Origin of the sequence: Rhizobium sp. HT1-10 (assembly GCF_049472505.1) — a bacterium.
In the GTDB taxonomy this organism is placed as follows: domain Bacteria; phylum Pseudomonadota; class Alphaproteobacteria; order Rhizobiales; family Rhizobiaceae; genus Rhizobium.
The window spans coordinates 495,115-510,773 of record NZ_JBCEBQ010000004.1; the positions used below are offsets into that span (position 1 = coordinate 495,115).

14 protein-coding genes are annotated in these 15,659 nt (G+C 61.5%); 8 read left to right on the forward strand and 6 right to left on the reverse strand.

The window, feature by feature from the left end:
• Positions 1-64 precede the first annotated feature (64 nt).
• From lnt to trmB, 4 genes are all read left to right on the forward strand, one after another.
• Positions 65-1,654, forward strand: coding sequence for an apolipoprotein N-acyltransferase (lnt, locus tag VH564_RS13940; RefSeq protein ID WP_423340431.1), 1,590 nt, complete (start codon positions 65-67; stop codon positions 1,652-1,654).
• 170 nt (positions 1,655-1,824) lie between these two features.
• Entirely contained in the window at positions 1,825-2,244 is a 420-nt protein-coding gene (locus tag VH564_RS13945) for a helix-turn-helix domain-containing protein (protein ID WP_423340432.1), read from the forward strand.
• Between the two features lie 178 nt (positions 2,245-2,422).
• Complete coding sequence (metK, locus tag VH564_RS13950; protein WP_423340433.1) at positions 2,423-3,661, forward strand: methionine adenosyltransferase; 1,239 nt, start codon at positions 2,423-2,425, stop codon at positions 3,659-3,661.
• Positions 3,662-3,666: 5 nt separating this feature from the next.
• A complete protein-coding gene (trmB, locus tag VH564_RS13955) occupies positions 3,667-4,368 on the forward strand; it encodes a tRNA (guanosine(46)-N7)-methyltransferase TrmB (RefSeq protein WP_423340434.1) in 702 nt (233 codons plus the stop codon).
• Between the two features lie 47 nt (positions 4,369-4,415).
• On the opposite strand, the gene VH564_RS13960 is transcribed toward trmB, so the two are convergent.
• The 3 genes from VH564_RS13960 to VH564_RS13970 all read right to left on the reverse strand — a co-directional run bounded on the left by VH564_RS13960 (position 4,416) and on the right by VH564_RS13970 (position 6,385).
• Complete coding sequence (locus VH564_RS13960) at positions 4,416-5,477, reverse strand: DMT family transporter (protein ID WP_423340435.1); 1,062 nt, start codon at positions 5,475-5,477, stop codon at positions 4,416-4,418.
• A gap of 170 nt (positions 5,478-5,647) precedes the next feature.
• Positions 5,648-5,905, reverse strand: a complete 258-nt coding sequence (locus VH564_RS13965; protein ID WP_423340436.1) for a DUF1150 family protein — start codon at positions 5,903-5,905, stop codon at positions 5,648-5,650.
• A gap of 48 nt (positions 5,906-5,953) precedes the next feature.
• Positions 5,954-6,385, reverse strand: a complete 432-nt coding sequence (locus VH564_RS13970; protein ID WP_423340437.1) for an Hsp20 family protein — start codon at positions 6,383-6,385, stop codon at positions 5,954-5,956.
• Positions 6,386-6,607: 222 nt separating this feature from the next.
• Here VH564_RS13970 and VH564_RS13975 point away from each other — a divergent pair, with 222 nt between their 5' ends.
• A complete protein-coding gene (locus tag VH564_RS13975) occupies positions 6,608-7,552 on the forward strand; it encodes a nucleoside hydrolase (RefSeq protein WP_423340438.1) in 945 nt (314 codons plus the stop codon).
• Positions 7,553-7,639: 87 nt separating this feature from the next.
• On the opposite strand, the gene VH564_RS13980 is transcribed toward VH564_RS13975, so the two are convergent.
• The 3 genes from VH564_RS13980 to VH564_RS13990 all read right to left on the reverse strand — a co-directional run bounded on the left by VH564_RS13980 (position 7,640) and on the right by VH564_RS13990 (position 12,370).
• Positions 7,640-9,985, reverse strand: a complete 2,346-nt coding sequence (locus VH564_RS13980) for a methyl-accepting chemotaxis protein (protein ID WP_423340439.1) — start codon at positions 9,983-9,985, stop codon at positions 7,640-7,642.
• A 242-nt stretch (positions 9,986-10,227) separates the two neighbouring features.
• Positions 10,228-11,127 carry a ribokinase gene (locus tag VH564_RS13985; protein WP_423340440.1) on the reverse strand — a complete coding sequence of 300 codons (900 nt, stop codon included), beginning with the start codon at positions 11,125-11,127 and terminating at the stop codon, positions 10,228-10,230.
• A 49-nt stretch (positions 11,128-11,176) separates the two neighbouring features.
• Complete coding sequence (locus tag VH564_RS13990) at positions 11,177-12,370, reverse strand: DNA recombination protein RmuC (protein WP_423340441.1); 1,194 nt, start codon at positions 12,368-12,370, stop codon at positions 11,177-11,179.
• A gap of 211 nt (positions 12,371-12,581) precedes the next feature.
• Here VH564_RS13990 and VH564_RS13995 point away from each other — a divergent pair, with 211 nt between their 5' ends.
• The 3 genes from VH564_RS13995 to VH564_RS14005 all read left to right on the forward strand — a co-directional run bounded on the left by VH564_RS13995 (position 12,582) and on the right by VH564_RS14005 (position 15,550).
• The gene (locus VH564_RS13995) at positions 12,582-14,087 is read left to right on the forward strand and encodes a methyl-accepting chemotaxis protein (protein WP_423340442.1); all 1,506 of its coding nucleotides are present in this window, start codon (positions 12,582-12,584) and stop codon (positions 14,085-14,087) included.
• 99 nt (positions 14,088-14,186) lie between these two features.
• A complete protein-coding gene (def, locus tag VH564_RS14000) occupies positions 14,187-14,702 on the forward strand; it encodes a peptide deformylase (RefSeq protein WP_423340443.1) in 516 nt (171 codons plus the stop codon).
• A gap of 80 nt (positions 14,703-14,782) precedes the next feature.
• Positions 14,783-15,550, forward strand: a complete 768-nt coding sequence (locus tag VH564_RS14005; protein ID WP_423340444.1) for a hypothetical protein — start codon at positions 14,783-14,785, stop codon at positions 15,548-15,550.
• Positions 15,551-15,659 lie beyond the last annotated feature (109 nt).

Consider the following 15,659-nt stretch of genomic DNA (forward strand, 5'->3'; position numbering starts at 1 on the left):
AGCCGCGCCTTTTTTGAAACACTGCGACCCAATGTGATTCGGTGTCCTTCAAGGGAGAGCGTGTATGGAATGGCTTGCGGACAGGGTCATCCTGGTCTGGGGCGTCAGGCGCGCTCTGCTGGCGATCGGTGCCGGCGCGATCGGCGTCTTGGCGCTGCCGCCGTTCGGCTTCTTCGCCGCGATGTTCGTCTCCTTCACATTGCTGGTCTGGCTGATCGATGGCGCGGCCTCGCCGCCGGGAAGCGGCATCGTCCGTCGCCTCTGGCCGGCATTTTTCACCGGCTGGCTGTTCGGATTCGGCTATTTCGTTGCCGGCCTCTGGTGGCTCGGTCATGCGTTGATGATCGATGCTGAGCAGTTTGCCTGGGCGCTGCCGCTGGCGATCCTGGGGCTGCCGGCCTTTCTGGCGATCTTCTATGGTTTGGCGGCGGCCCTGGCTCGGCTTCTCTGGTCTGATGGCTTCGGTCGAATTGCCGCCCTTGCCTTCGGCTTCGGCTTGCTCGAATGGCTGCGCAGCTTCGTCTTTACCGGCTTCCCGTGGAATGCCATCGGTTACGGTATGATGCCGACGCCGTTGATGATGCAGTCGGCCCACCTGATCGGCATGCTCGGCGTAACCGTGCTCTCGGTCTTCGTCTTTGCCGCGCCCGCACTGCTCGGCACCCGTCAGGGTGCAATACCAGGCATAGGCCTCGCGATCCTGCTGTTCGGCGCCCATCTCGGCTACGGCTACTACGCCCTTCATCAGCCGGAGCCAGCGTTCCGGGCCGATGCCAAGGCGCCCGTCGTCCGGATCGTCCAGCCGAACATCGACCAGGAGGCCAAGCAGAACACCGCTTCCGACCGCACGGCCATCTTCGAGCAGCATCTGGCGCTGACAGCCGCGCCGCCCAGGGAGGGTGGCAAGCGACCGGACATCATCGTCTGGCCCGAAACCGCATTGCCATTTATCCTGACGGACAACAGTGATGCTTTGACGCGCATGGCGGATGTCCTGTCCGACGATCAGATACTCATCACCGGGGCAGTTCGGGCCGAGGACATGGGGCCGGGCATGCCGCCGCGCTACTATAACTCCATCTATGTGATCGACGGGAAAGGCCAGATCATCGGCGCTGCCGACAAGGTGCATCTCGTGCCGTTCGGCGAATACGTGCCCTTCGAAAGCGTTCTCGAGAATTTCGGTATCGCCAACATCGTCGAGATGCCCGGTGGTTTTTCCGCCGCTGCTCGCCGTGGGTTGCTGACACTTCCCTCCAGTATCCGGCTCTACCCGTTGCTCTGCTACGAGATCATCTTTCCAAACGAGATGACGCCCGATATCGAGCGGGCTGACGCCATCGTCAACGTCACCAATGATGCCTGGTTCGGCGACACTCCAGGACCCTATCAGCATTTTCAGCAGGCCCGTGTCCGCGCCGTCGAGTACGGGCTGCCGCTTATTCGCAGTGCAAATAGCGGTATTTCGGCTCTCGTCGATGCCCGTGGGCGCGTGGTTTCAGGGTTGGATTTAAATCAGGACGGATTTATTGACGCCACCTTGGGTAGCGTAACGCAATCTCCAATAGGTAGATCGAGCAGATTTTTGTGCTTCTGGTTGTGTTTAGGCTTTATGGGCTCGATTGGCGGGATTTCCCGCGTGGGTTTTATCTGAGGCTTGAATTGACCGAAAAACCCTAAAAAGGCATAGTGGTCCGGTACAGCCGATCATACGTAAAATGGTGACGAGCGAGGTATTGCTCTACAACGTGGCGTTATATAAGCATGGTCGGGGGCAGAGAGGCGAAAAAGCCGTATTCAACCTTAGCTAGTTAGGGCATTAGAATGATTGAAAATAAAAAGAAGCCGAATCCGATCGACATTCACGTCGGTAGCCGGATCCGTCTCCGCCGCACAATGTTGGGCATGAGCCAGGAAAAGCTTGGTGAAAGCCTCGGCATCACCTTCCAGCAAATCCAGAAATATGAAAAAGGCACCAACCGCGTTGGCGCCAGCCGTCTGCAGAATATCTCCAGTATTCTCAATGTACCGGTCTCGTTCTTCTTCGAAGATGCGCCGGGCGATCACGCGACGTCCACCAGCGGCATGGCGGAAGCCTCCAGCTCCAACTACGTCGTCGACTTCCTGTCTTCCTCCGAAGGGCTGCAGCTCAATCGCGCCTTTGTGAAGATTTCCGACGCCAAGGTTCGTCGCAAGGTCGTCGAACTGGTGAAGGCGCTGGCAGCCGAAGCCGACGCGGAATAGGCAACTCTGCTCAACAGAATGAAAAGGCGGTCAATTTGGCCGCCTTTTGCATGTTTGGCGACATTTTCGTCAGCTGCGTTAGGGATATAAAGATATATCTATGTCCTTCTGTCCCTTGTCATTCGGCAACGAACTGACTAACACAGAAGCAGCATTATTCTTTGAGGGGAATTCCCGTATGCGTGCCAACTACCTGTTTACCAGCGAGTCTGTTGCCGAAGGCCATCCCGATAAGGTTTGCGACCGCATCTCCGACGAAATCGTCGATTTGGTTTATCGCGAAGCTGCCAAGACAGGCATCGATCCCTGGACGGTGCGTATCGCCTGCGAAACATTGGCGACTACCAATCGGGTCGTCATCGCCGGCGAGGTCCGCCTGCCGCCGAGCCTGATGAAGAAGGACAAGAACGGCAAGGACGTGATCAATCCGGCCAAGTTCAAGACGGCGGCGCGCCGGGCAATCAAGGATATCGGCTACGAGCAGGAAGGCTTCCACTGGAAGACCGCCAAGATCGACGTGCTGCTGCACTCGCAATCGGCCGATATCGCCCAGGGTGTCGACAAAGCGGCCGATCACGACAATGCCGAAGGGGCTGGCGACCAGGGGATCATGTTCGGTTACGCCTGCCGCGAAACGCCGGACCTGATGCCGGCACCGATCTATTACTCGCATCTGATCCTGCAGCTGCTGGCGACCGCCCGCAAGAAGCACGAAGGCGACGCCGGCAAGCTCGGTCCCGATGCCAAGAGCCAGGTCACCGTCCGCTACGTCGATGGTAAGCCGGCAGAAGTCACCTCCATCGTCCTGTCCACCCAGCATCTCGACGACAGCTGGGATTCCAAGAAGGTCCGCTCGGTCGTCGAACCCTACATCATGGAAGCCTTGGGCGATCTGCCGGTCTCGGCCGATTGCGCCTGGTACATCAACCCGACCGGCAAGTTCGTCATCGGCGGCCCTGATGGCGACGCTGGCCTGACCGGCCGCAAAATCATCGTCGACACCTACGGCGGCGCTGCCCCGCACGGTGGCGGTGCGTTTTCCGGCAAGGACACGACCAAGGTCGACCGCTCGGCTGCCTATGCGGCCCGCTACCTTGCCAAGAACGTCGTTGCTGCCGGCCTCGCTGACCGCTGCACGATCCAGATCGCCTACGCGATCGGCATCGCCCAGCCGCTGTCGATCTATGTCGACCTGCACCAGACAGGCAAGTACACCGAGGACCAGGTCGAGGCGGCCATCCGCAAGGTGATGGACCTGTCGCCGACCGGCATCCGTCGCCACCTCGACCTCAACAAGCCGATCTATGCCAAGACCTCGGCCTATGGCCATTTTGGCCGTAAAGCCGGCCGCGACGGTTCCTTCTCCTGGGAGAAGCTCGATCTCGTCAAGCCGCTGAAGGAAGCCATCAAGGCCTGAATGTCATGAACGATACCGAGCGCCGATCACGGGCAACGGAAGCCTTTTACGGTCGGCGCAAGGGAAAGCCCCTGCGTGGCCAGCAGGCCGGCCGGCTGGAAACCTTGCTGCCGGCCTTCATGGTCAATCTCGAGGAAGCACCGCCGCAATCGCTGGCGGTGCTGTTTCCGGTCGAGGTCGATCGCCTTCGCCTGGAAATCGGCTTCGGCGGCGGCGAGCATCTGATCCACCGCGCCAAGGAAAACCCGACGACCGGCTTTATCGGCGTCGAGCCCTTCGTCAATTCGATGCAAAAGCTGCTGGCCCACGTTGAAGAGGCGGCAGTCTCCAACATTCGCGTCTACAATGACGATGCTACGCAGCTGCTCGACTGGCTGCCCGACGCCTGCCTGGATCAGATCGACCTGCTCTATCCCGATCCATGGCCTAAGACCCGCCATTGGAAGCGTCGCTTCGTCTCTCAAGTCAATCTGGAGCGCTTTCACCGCGTCCTGAAGCCAGGCGCTACCTTCTGCTTTGCCTCCGATATCGACACCTATGTCAACTGGACGCTGCAGCACTGCCAGGCGCATGGCGGCTTCGAATGGACGGCCACCAACGCTGCCGACTGGCTGACCCCCTATGCCGGCTGGCCGGGCACTCGTTACGAGGCGAAAGCCAAGCGCGAGGGCCGGTCGTCTGCCTACCTGACATTCAAGCGCGTCTAGCGACCCCGACTTTCAAGGCATCGCGCCTTGTCACTGTCGTCGGGGATTTACCCGTGATTGTGCCGGTGATGGAGATCGGGATAATGCGGGTGCTTGTGGCGCATGGGCTCATGGCGATGCCAGTGCGAATGCGGCTCGCTGACCGGGCCATCATGTTCGTGTTGATGATGCTCGTCATGGCTATGCAGGTGATCGTGCTCCAGCGTCTCATGGACATGCTCGTGGTCATGACGTTCGGAGAGATGCAGCCAGATGCCTGCGGCCATCAGCAGGCCAGCCAGCAAGAGTTGTGGCGTGACTGTTTCGCGGAAAATGAGGATCGCCAGAACCGCGCCGATGAAGGGCGCCAGCGAGAAATAGGCGCCCGTGCGCGCGGTTCCCAGATGCCGTAAGCCGAGCATGAAAAGAACGAGGCTCACCCCAATCCCGAGGAAGCCGACAATAGCGCCCAAGCCGATCAGGCTGACGGTGGGAAGGCTGGCGCCGAGAACGAGCGCCAGTGCGAAATTCGTGGCCCCGGCAGCGAGGCCCTTGATCATGGCAATCTGCACCGGATCCGCCGCCGAAAGTTTGCGCGTCAGATTGTTGTCTATGCCCCAGCAGAGGCAGGCGGCGAGGATGTAAAGTTCGCCCCGGTCAAGACTGGGAGATACGCCTTTCCAAGACAGAAGCACTGCCCCTGCAAGGATCGCGGCAGCGCCAGCCAGCAGGCGCCGGTCGACATTCTCGCGGAAGATCACCCATGCGATCGCCATCGTCGCCAGGCCTTCGAGATTGAGAAGCAGCGAAGCCGACGCGGCCGTTGTCCGGGAGAGCCCAAACATCAGGAACAACGGGCCGAGCATGCCCCCTGAAATAATCACGGCAACCAGCCAGGGGGCGTCGCCCCGTCTTAACGGCGCTTCCTCGTTGCGCAATCCGAGCTGCCTTCCTCCCCAATGGATAAACGCCAGGCCGACGCCTGCACCGAGATAGAGAATGCCCGCCAGCAGCCACGGGTCGATGGCGCCGATCAATAGTTTGGAAAGGGGCGCAGAGGCTCCAAAAAGCACTGCGGAGCCGATCGCGAAGGGAACACCTGGCCAAAGGTGCGAGTGACGTTTCAACATGGCCTGGAATATCACGCCGGAAAGCGGTCCTGCAATGCACGAAGGCGACCAGGCAAGTCATCTTGGGACGTACCTTGTCTTTCCGCCGATCGCTCGCAGCTACCTTCGGATCTTGCAGCAACCATCGTGGGAGACGTACGCGCTGGAGACCTGCCGCAAGGCAAATCGCTTCAGTGCAGGCTGACAGTCTTGAGCTCGTCCTCGGCGGCCTTATAGAAGGTGCTGGAACGGTTGTCGGTCAGGAGTATAGGGGTGCCATCGGCGCCGAACAGGGCCCACAGGTCGACGGTCGGGTCGATCTCGGGAGCTTCCGGGAAGCAGCGGGAAACTTCTTCCTGACGGATCTTGCGAACATAGGCAACTTCGCCGCTGCCGAGCGATACGAGCTCGTTTTCGGTCAGACGTGCGGTAGCTTCTTTGAGTAACATTTCCCGTTCCTCCGATTGAGGGACCAACGGCTCGGAATCGCCGCTGATCTACTCTGGGACCGAAATGTTAATTTTCTTCACCCCACGCGGCGGCTCCGGCCGGATAAGATCGACCGAAAGCAACCCGTTTTTCAGCGCCGCACCAAGGACATGCATACCTTCGGCCAACACGAAGACGCGTTGGAACTGCCTGGCCGCGATGCCGCGATAGAGATAGTCCCGCGCTTCCTGCTCGACCTGCCTGCCCCTGATGACAAGCTGATTTTCCTCTGTCGTGACGTCGAGTTCTTCTTCCGTGAAGCCGGCGACGGCAAGGGTAATGCGCAACCGTTCCGGATTGCCGACCAGCGGGTCGGCGGGCATCCGCTCGATATTATAGGGCGGGTATCCGTCACTGATCTTGGAAATCCGCTCGAGCGTCTTTTCCATGGTATCAAAGCCCAACAGGAGGGGGCTGGCAAAGGGCGTCATCCGGCTCATATCCACAAGTCCTTGGTTGTCAAGCGACCTTGCCGGACCTGAATATCAGCATCCGGAGAGCCGCAATATGGGCATAGCCGGCCCGCGGTGCAAGGATGCAGCATCGGGTAATCATGACCCGGTCGAGCGTCTGGTCATGCCAACCCTCGCTTGACAAGGACGGTTCGAGTCGCGTCAAACCGTCGCAAGGGGCGTGGTGCCGTGAATAGCAGGAAAGAGGACTTGGCTTTGGCTAGAAAGATCATCATCGATACCGATCCCGGTCAGGACGATGCAGCCGCGATCATGCTGGCCTTCGGCAGCCGCGACGAGCTCGAGATTCTCGGCATTTCGACCGTTGCCGGCAACGTCCCGCTGGCGATGACCAGCCGCAATGCCCGGATCATCTGCGAGCTCTGCGATCGCCGCGACATCAAGGTCTACGCCGGCTGCGACCGGCCGATCGCCCGTCCTCTGGTGACGGCCGAGCATGTGCATGGCAAGACGGGGCTAGACGGCCCGGAACTGCCGGAACCGACCATGGCGCTGCAGTCGGGGCATAGCGTTGACTTCATCATCGAGACGCTGATGCGCGAGCCCACTGGCACTGTCACGCTCTGCACACTTGGGCCGCTGACCAACATTGCGACCGCGTTCCAGAAGGCGCCCGAGATCGTCGGTCGCGTCCAGGAACTGGTCATGATGGGTGGCGGCTTTTTCGAGGGTGGAAACATCACCCCAGCTGCCGAATTCAACATCTTCGTCGACCCCGAGGCTGCCGATATCGTCATGCGCTCCGGCGTCCCCGTCGTCATCATGCCGCTCGACGTCACGCACCAGTTGCTGACCCGCAAGGATCGCGTCCGCAAGATCGCCGAAATAGGCACCGCGCCTGCCAAGGCAATGGTCGAGATGCTGGAATTCTTCGAGCGCTTCGACATCGAAAAATACGGCTCGGACGGCGGCCCGCTGCACGATCCGACGGTGGTCGCCTATCTGCTGAAGCCGGAACTGTTCGGCGGCCGGACCTGCAACGTCGAGATCGAGGTGGGGTCGGAGCTGACGGTCGGCATGATGGTCGTCGATTGGTGGCACGTTACGGATCGCAAGCGAAATGCCCGCTACATGCGCTCTGTCGATGCGGACGGTTTTTTCGCATTGCTGACGGAACGGTTCGCGCGGATCTGATAGGTCGGCTGGGGCAAACGGCCTCACCTCAGCCAATCGAAGTCAAGGGAGGAGGTAAGGAGCCGTTCGGCTCCTTACCTGAATTGCTCAGAATTCTTCCCAACTGCTTTCAGCCACAGCGGTAGCGCCCTGGCTCTGTGGCTGCTGGCGACGCGCTGCGGCGATCGGCTTGCGCACCGGGGCTTCTTGGCGCGTCTGCACAGGACTGCGCATCTGCTGGGCCACCTGGCGCAGGCCTGCCGAGCCCTGCTGGGCGCCGACGCTGAAGCGACCGGCCAGACCTTTCAGCGTCTGTGCCTCGTCGTTGAGCGCAACGCTCGCAGCTGTGGTCTCCTCGACCATTGCCGCATTTTGCTGCGTAACCTGATCCATCTGGTTCATTGCCGCGTTGATTTCCTTCAGGCCTATCGCCTGCTCGCTGGCAGAGGAGGAAATCTGGCGGATCAGGCCGTTGATCTCCACGACCTGATCGGCAATCTTTTGCAAGGCGCCGCCGGCGCGACCGACGAGGTCGACACCTTCTTTCACCTGCACTGCCGAGGTGTTGATCAGGGTCTTAATCTCCTTGGCGGCGCTTGCTGAACGCTGCGCCAGTTCCCGGACTTCCTGGGCGACGACTGCAAAGCCCTTGCCGGCTTCGCCAGCCCTTGCCGCCTCGACACCGGCGTTGAGCGCAAGCAGATTGGTCTGGAAGGCGATCTCGTCGATCACGCCGATGATCCGCGATACTTCGGTCGATGACTGTTCGATGCCCTTCATCGAGGCTATGGCCTTCTGGACGATTTCGCCGGACTTGCCGGCGTCGTCCGACGCCTCGTTGACGCTACCGGCGGCGGTACGGGCATTCTCGGCGCTGGAGTTCACCTGTGCCGTCAGTTCGTTGAGGGCGGCGGCCGTCTGCTCCAGGCTTGCGGCCTGCTGCTCCGTACGACGTGCCAGGTCCGAAGCGCTGGTGCTGATCTCGCCGGTGCCATTGCCGATATTGCCGATGCTGAGATGCATCGTCTGGATCGTATCCTCGAGGCTGGTCAGCGCCGCGTTGAAGTCCTCCTTCAGCTGCGCGTACTCGCCCGGAAATGCCTCAACGATGCGGTAGCCGAGATTGCCCTTCGAAAGTTCCGAAAGGCTGTCCCCGAGGATCGAAACGATGCGCCGTTGCAGGGCGACGGTCTCGCTGCGCTCCGTTTCGGAGCGGTTGCGCTCAGTTTCTGCAGAAAGCCGATGCTGCTTTGCATCGGCTTCGAGCCGGTGGGTATCGGCAAGCCCGAAGCGGAAACCTTCCAGAGCCTTGGCAACGAGGCCTATTTCGTCGCGGCGCTCCTGGCCCTTGACCGGTTCGCCGTAGCTTCCGGCACTCAAGGTTTCGACGCTGGCGACGAGACCTCCGAGTGGCCGCTGCACCAAGCTGCGAACGGCAAAGAACAGCGCCAGCATCACGGCAGCCAGCACGATCAGGCCGCTGGCGATCATCATGTAGGTCTGGTCGCGGACCGGCCCGGCAACAGCACTTTGCGGAACGTCCACCAGCACCACCCAGGTGGCGTTGAGGCCGGGGACGGCGAAGGGATAGATGACGCGGTCGAAAGGCTCGGCAGTGTCAGCGCCGAGATCGCGGACGATGGTGGGACCGGCGCCGCCAAGCGCTGCCTTGACGCCATCGGCACCGGCGCCCTGGTAATCCTTCATCAGCAGCTTGCTGTCGGAAGAAACCAGCCATTTTCCATTTTGCGAAAGCAGCATGACGTGACCGCTGCCAAAGGGGCGAAGCTTCTGCAGCTTGTTGGAGAGCGAAGCCAGCGAGATATCGACACCGGCGACGCCGATCAGCTTGCCGCCTGACATGACCGGATAGGCGATCGAGCTCATGGTCGTTGGAACCTGTGTGCCCTCGGCCATATAAGGTGCGGTGATCGCGCCCTTGCCGGAGTTTGCCGCCAGCGACCACCATTCGGCAGTATAATCGTTGTTGAACACCGAGAACTGGATGCCGCCGTCCTGCGTCTTCGACCAGTAAGGGGTGAATGCGCCGTGCTCGTTTACGGCCTCCTCCTTGTTGTTGGCGAGCTCCGTCGTCTTGCCGTCGATGGCGCCGAGCTGCTCGCAGAACCAGCTTCCGAAGGCAAAGGCGTTCTGCTCGAGATTGGCTTTCAGGATATTGGTGATGCCCTTGCGGTCGAGATTATGGCCCTCATGGGCGCGGCCGATGATGCCGGCCATGGAGCGAGCCGCGCTGGCAAGCTCGCCGATGTTTCCCGCCACCTCATTGGAAATGGATTTAGCCTCGCTGTTCGCCTGGTCCATCGTCAGGATCTCGACGCGGTCACGGGTTTGCGAAATCAACAGAAAATTGGAAATGAAGAGTACCAATGCGATAGCGATGCCAGTGACGAGGATCAGCTTCGCGGCGAGCGATTTTGGACGAAAAAGGGACATGCTTGCCTCGAGAACGATGCACGGATGACCATTATCCGGTTGCAAGGTTAGCGTGTGAGGCCCTGTCATGGGGCGTCGGGTGAGCGCCGCCGCAGGCCAATCTAGCGTGGCGAGCACAATCATGCCGAGAGAACGACGAAAAAATCATTAACTGCACATGAATCTTTTGCGACGAAGGCCATGTTTTCCACGGCCTGAACGGAAAGCGACGCTTCCCGTTCATAATGCGGCTCTCAACACGTTCAGATTTCAGCCGCCACCGCTGCTGCCAGTGGGATCGACGGTTGTGCACCGGCCGAAAGGCAGGCAAGCGAGCCGGCAACGGCCGCCCTGCGCAGAGCAGCGTCGAAGTCGAGTCCGGCGTCGAGGCTGGCAGCGAAGTAGCCACAGAAGGTATCGCCGGCGCCGACCGTGTCGACGGGTTCGATGACGAGCCCGCTAGCGCGCGAAATCGCACCGTCGCGGATGGCAATGACGCCGTCGCCGCCAAGCGTGACGATCAGCGTCTGCCCCGTTTCCGTGTGCAGGCGCACCAGCGACGCCTCCCGCTCGACTGCCGTCATTCCGTCCTGGCCGGCGAGCAGCTCGAATTCGGTTTCGTTGGCGATGACGATATCGGCCATGCGGCCGAGGCGGGCGGCATCGGCCGTCAGCGGCGCAAGGTTGAGGATTGTGCGGATGCCGGCAGCCTTTGCGGCACTGAGCGCGGTCTCGACCGCATCGCCCGGCACCTCCAGCTGCAGCATCAGGGTATCGCCCTGGCCGAGAGCCGCGACTGTGGCAGTCGCATCTTCCGCGGTGACCGTGCCATTGGCGCCGGGCACGACGACGATGACGTTCTCGCCGTCGCCACCCACGAGGATCAGCGCCGTGCCGGTAGGGCCTGCGACATGCCGGACAGCGCCAAGATCGGTGCCAGCTTCGGCGAGAAGCGCGAGTGCCGGTTCGGCAAAGGTATCGGTGCCGACAGCGCCCGCCATCCGCACCGAAGCGCCGGCCCGCTTTGCGGCCAGCGCCTGGTTGGCGCCCTTGCCGCCGGCAGCCGTTGAAAAGCCGTTGCCGGCAACGGTCTCGCCCGGCTTCGGCAGTCGGTCGGTGGTGGCGATGAGGTCCATGTTGATGGAGCCGAAGACTGTGATCATGGCAATGAGTCCGCGTTGCTGAAAGGTCGGCGCGACACTGCCGAAGCGGTCACTCCTCGTCAACCACCCTGAGCTTGAGAAGTCCGGTGCGGCTTTCGACGCTGCGCGCCGGCTCAACCGCCGGCCGGGCCGGTTCCGCCGGTTCGGCCAGATCCAGCGCCTCGATCTTCTGGCCGCGCCGCGACAGCTTGTCGGACGAGGTGGCGATCATCTCGACATCCTTCTGGGCGGCGGCGAAATGCCCCTGCAGCTTTCCCACGCGCTCGTCGAGCCGGGCAAGATCGCCCGTCAATAGCGACACTTCACCCTGGATGAGATGCGCCTGCTCGCGCATACGCTGGTCCTTCAGCACCGACTGGATCACCTGGATCGACAGCATCAGCAGCGACGGCGAGACGATGACGATCTGCGACCGGTGCGCCTTCTGGACGATGCCCTCGAACTTTTCATGGATCTCGGCAAAGATTGATTCCGAGGGCACGAACAGGAAGGCGGTGTCCTGCGTCTCTCCCTGGATCAGGTATTTGTCGGCGATATCGCGGATATGAACCTCCATGTCGCGGCGAAACTGCTGGCCGGCGATGCGCACCATCTCGGGGCTCGCGGCAGCACGTATGGCGTTCCAGGCCTCCAGCGGAAACTTGGCATCGACGACCAGCGGCGGCAGCCCGTTCGGCATGTGGATGATGCAGTCCGGTCGCGAACCGTTGGACAGGGTGTGCTGGAAGGCATAGGCGCCGAAGGGGAGGCCATCCGCCACGATCGTCTCCATGCGCGCCTGGCCGAATGCGCCGCGCGTCTGCTTGTTGGAGAGGATCGCCTGCAGCCCGACGACGTCCTTTGCCAGCGACTGGATGTTGGTCTGCGCCGCATCGATCACGCCGAGCCTTTCCTGCAGCTTCTGCAGGTTCTCGTGCGTCGATTTGGTCTGCTCGTTGAGGGTGCTGGTCACCCGGTGGGACATGCCGTCCAGCCGCTGGTTGACCGCCTGGTTGAATTCCGCCTGGCGGCTGCCGAACACCTCGGTCATGGTCGCCAGCCGGCCCTGCATTTCGGCCTGCAGCCGCAGCATCTCCGCCATCCGCCGTTCTGCTTCCGTGGCCCGGTCATCCGCCTCCTCGTCATTGCGGCGGCCAGACGCATTGCGGATCAACAGCAACACGACAAGCAGCAACAGCAGCCCAACGGCCGCTGACAGCAGATGCACGGCTTCGAAGGCGTAACCGAAAAGGGAAATCGACATGGCATCCTGGTTTTGTGAAGCGATCGCAGGACTATACCGTCGGCGCGGCCAAAAGCTAGATCAAAACGTGAACGAGATAACGCGATCGAATTGGACGAAAACTGGGCGGCAGCGTTAACGGAAGGTCAATGCAAATAGGAGAAGTCTAGTTGCCAGCCTTCCGATGCCGCGCGTCTAAAGTGCGGTGACCTCTGTTAAATCGAGATCGACGATGACATCTGCGCCCGCCGCCTCCACCCTCGAACAACGCCTGGACTTCATCGAGATCGACCAGGCGACGCGCGCAACGCTCCGCGAGCTGCGCCCGACCCTGTCTGAGCTTCTGGGCGGCGCGCTCGACAAGCTCTATTCCAAGATGGGCAAGACACCGGCCATCGCCCACTTCTTCCGCGACAAATCACACATGGACAGTGCCAAGGCGCGACAGGAGAGCCATTGGGGCCACCTCTCGAACGGCGAATTCGATGCCAGCTACGTGGCCGGTGTCACCGCCGTCGGCAAGACCCATGCCCGGATTGGCCTCGAGCCGAGCTGGTATATCGGCGGCTACGCGCTGGTGCTGACCGAATTGACGCATGGCATTCTCGAGAAGCACTGGCCCTCGCGCTTCGGCCGACGCCATTCACGGACCTTGTCCAACAAGCTGTCGGCCGTCGTCAAGGCGACCTTCCTCGACATGGACTACTCGATTTCGGTCTACCTCGCCGAGCTGGAGGAAAGGCGCCAGGCGATGGAGCAGGATCGCGTCCGCACCGAAGCCGACCAGAAGGTTGCCATCGAGCATCTGCGTCGTGCCCTTGAGGCATTGTCGAAAGGCGACTTGGAGTCGGCGCTGCCGGAAAATCTCCCGGGCGCTTTCCAGCAGATGGGAAGCGACTACAACAATGCGGTTTCCGCCCTGCGCCATTCGATCAGCTCTGTCCGCACCACCTCTGAAGGCATCCTGAGTGGCACCGACATGATGTCGAAGGCGACCGATGATCTCTCCATGCGCACCGCCCAGCAGGCGGCCGGTGTCGAGGAAAGTTCGGCGGCTCTGCAACAGCTGGCAGTCAGCGTCGGCCAGACGGCATCCAACGCGGCCCGGGCTTCGGTTGCGGTCGGCGAAACCCAGCAGCAGGCCAAGAGCTCCGGCGATCTGGTCGACAGCGCAGTTGCCGCCATGGCCGAGATCGAGAAATCCTCGACGGAAATCTCCAAGATCATCGGCGTCATCGATGAAATCGCCTTCCAGACGAATCTTCTGGCCCTCAACGCAGGCGTCGAGGCAGCTCGTGCCGGCGATGCCGGAAAGGGCTTTGCAGTGGTGGCGCAGGAAGTGCGGCAACTGGCGCAGCGCTCGGCCAGCGCCGCCAAGGAGATCAAGGACCTGATCTCGCAGAGCTCGACCCAGGTCAATGCCGGCGTCAGCATCGTCTCCAGCACCGGTGTCGCCCTTGCGGACATGATCAGCCGGATCGACGGCGTCAACAAGTTCGTCGGCGACATCGCCGCGGCGGCCAAGGACCAGGCGATCGGGGTGGCCGAGGTCAGCGCTGCCGTGCGCAACATGGACACCATCACCCAGCAGAATTCGGCGATGGTGGAGCGCACCTCGGCCGAGACCCGGCACCTGCGCAACGAGGCGGATACCCTTGTGGCGTTGCTCAGTGGCTTCCGGACGCAGGCGGATATCCGCAGCGGGCACGTTCAGGCCACGAAACGCCGCGCTGCCTGATCAGCCTTCACCGATGTCGTGAAAAATGGCCGCAAAAAACCCGTTTTGCGGCCATCTTCATAATTCCCTACCAAACAAAGATGGGTTATGGGAGACTTTATGACGATCAAGCCTCTCATCATTCTCCCCGATCCGCTGCTGCGCGTAGTTTCGAAGCCCTTCGAGCGCTTCGATGCCGAAACCAAGCGGCTGGCATCGGATATGCTCGACACGATGTATGACGCGCCCGGCATCGGCCTCGCCGCCGTGCAGGTCGGCGTCGACCGGCGCATGCTGGTCATCGATGTTTCGCGCGAGGGCGAGGAAAAGACGCCCCTGGTGTTCATCAACCCGGAAGTCGTCGCCTCGTCGGACGAGCGCTCGGTCTACGAAGAGGGTTGCCTGTCGATCCCCGACTACTATGCCGAGGTCGAGCGCCCGGCAGAGGTTACCGTCGAGTATTTCGATGTCGACGGCGTCAAGCAGACGGTCAAGGCCGACGGCCTCCTCGCCACCTGCCTGCAGCACGAGATCGACCATCTGAACGGCGTGCTGTTCATCGACTATATCTCGCGGCTGAAGCGCGAAATGGTCATCAAGAAGTTCACCAAGGCGGCCAAGACCAAGGTGGGCTGACGTCGGTCGGGCCGTTGGACGATTTGCCGCGACAGGAACAGGTCCGGTTCCGGACCCGTTCGAGCAGCAGGGTCGTCACGATGCACCAGTCTTTTCCGAGCAACTCCCCACACGATACGCCGCGCTCCGACGCGGAACGGGCGCGCATCTGCGCGGCCAACAATGCGGATCTTTACCAGGCCGTGTTCCGGGCCCATGCCCTGCCGGATCGACGAACCGGCGCTTTCTGGTCGAGCGATGGGATCGCGCCCCCGTATTACTCCAGTATGACGACCCTCGACCCGGATGCAACGGAAGAGCAGCTTGCAGAAATCGACCGGCTGACGGAAAGCCTCGGACGACGACCCGGCCTGAAGGACGGATTCTCCCGGCTCGATCTCACTGACAAGGGTTTCCAGCTGCTGTTTTCCGCGTCCTGGATCTGGGCCGAGCCTCCCTCACGGCCGACGCCTGCATCCGCAGCCTGGATACGCATATCCGATGCGGCGGCTCTTCATCGCTGGGAGCAATCGTGGAAGGAATCAGGCAGCCCGACCGACGCCACCGTCTTTCCGCCAGCGCTGCTGTCCGATCCCGACCTCCATGTCTATGGCCGGGTGGCGGGCGACGGTTTCGATGGCGGCTGCATCGTCAACCGGTCGCCGGACGTTGTCGGGATTTCCAACGTCTTCAGCCAGATGGGCACGCTGCCGGCGTTCCAGGACGCCGTTTCCCTGGCGGCGACCGCCTTCGCAACAGGTCTGCCGCTGGTCGGATATGACAGTGGCGATGCACTGGAAGAAATGACGAAGCTCGGCTTTCGGTCTGTCGGTGAACTGAGGATCTGGCTGCCTGAGGAACGCGAATAATGGCGTGCCGTTCATCGACTGTGTCTCGCGGCTGAAGCGCGAAATGGTCATGATGAGGTTGACCGAGGCAGCTTATAGCAGGGCGGACTGAACGCCCATTGAAAAGCTC

Coding starts and splice junctions, on each gene's coding strand:
- lnt (WP_423340431.1), top strand. CDS start 65: ATGGAATGGCTTGCGGACAGGGTCATCCTGGTCTGGGGCGTCAGGCGC.
- VH564_RS13945 (WP_423340432.1), top strand. CDS start 1,825: ATGATTGAAAATAAAAAGAAGCCGAATCCGATCGACATTCACGTCGGT.
- metK (WP_423340433.1), top strand. CDS start 2,423: ATGCGTGCCAACTACCTGTTTACCAGCGAGTCTGTTGCCGAAGGCCAT.
- trmB (WP_423340434.1), top strand. CDS start 3,667: ATGAACGATACCGAGCGCCGATCACGGGCAACGGAAGCCTTTTACGGT.
- VH564_RS13960 (WP_423340435.1), bottom strand. CDS start 5,477: ATGTTGAAACGTCACTCGCACCTTTGGCCAGGTGTTCCCTTCGCGATC.
- VH564_RS13965 (WP_423340436.1), bottom strand. CDS start 5,905: ATGTTACTCAAAGAAGCTACCGCACGTCTGACCGAAAACGAGCTCGTA.
- VH564_RS13970 (WP_423340437.1), bottom strand. CDS start 6,385: ATGAGCCGGATGACGCCCTTTGCCAGCCCCCTCCTGTTGGGCTTTGAT.
- VH564_RS13980 (WP_423340439.1), bottom strand. CDS start 9,985: ATGTCCCTTTTTCGTCCAAAATCGCTCGCCGCGAAGCTGATCCTCGTC.
- VH564_RS13985 (WP_423340440.1), bottom strand. CDS start 11,127: ATGATCACAGTCTTCGGCTCCATCAACATGGACCTCATCGCCACCACC.
- VH564_RS13990 (WP_423340441.1), bottom strand. CDS start 12,370: ATGTCGATTTCCCTTTTCGGTTACGCCTTCGAAGCCGTGCATCTGCTG.
- VH564_RS13995 (WP_423340442.1), top strand. CDS start 12,582: ATGACATCTGCGCCCGCCGCCTCCACCCTCGAACAACGCCTGGACTTC.
- def (WP_423340443.1), top strand. CDS start 14,187: ATGACGATCAAGCCTCTCATCATTCTCCCCGATCCGCTGCTGCGCGTA.
- VH564_RS14005 (WP_423340444.1), top strand. CDS start 14,783: ATGCACCAGTCTTTTCCGAGCAACTCCCCACACGATACGCCGCGCTCC.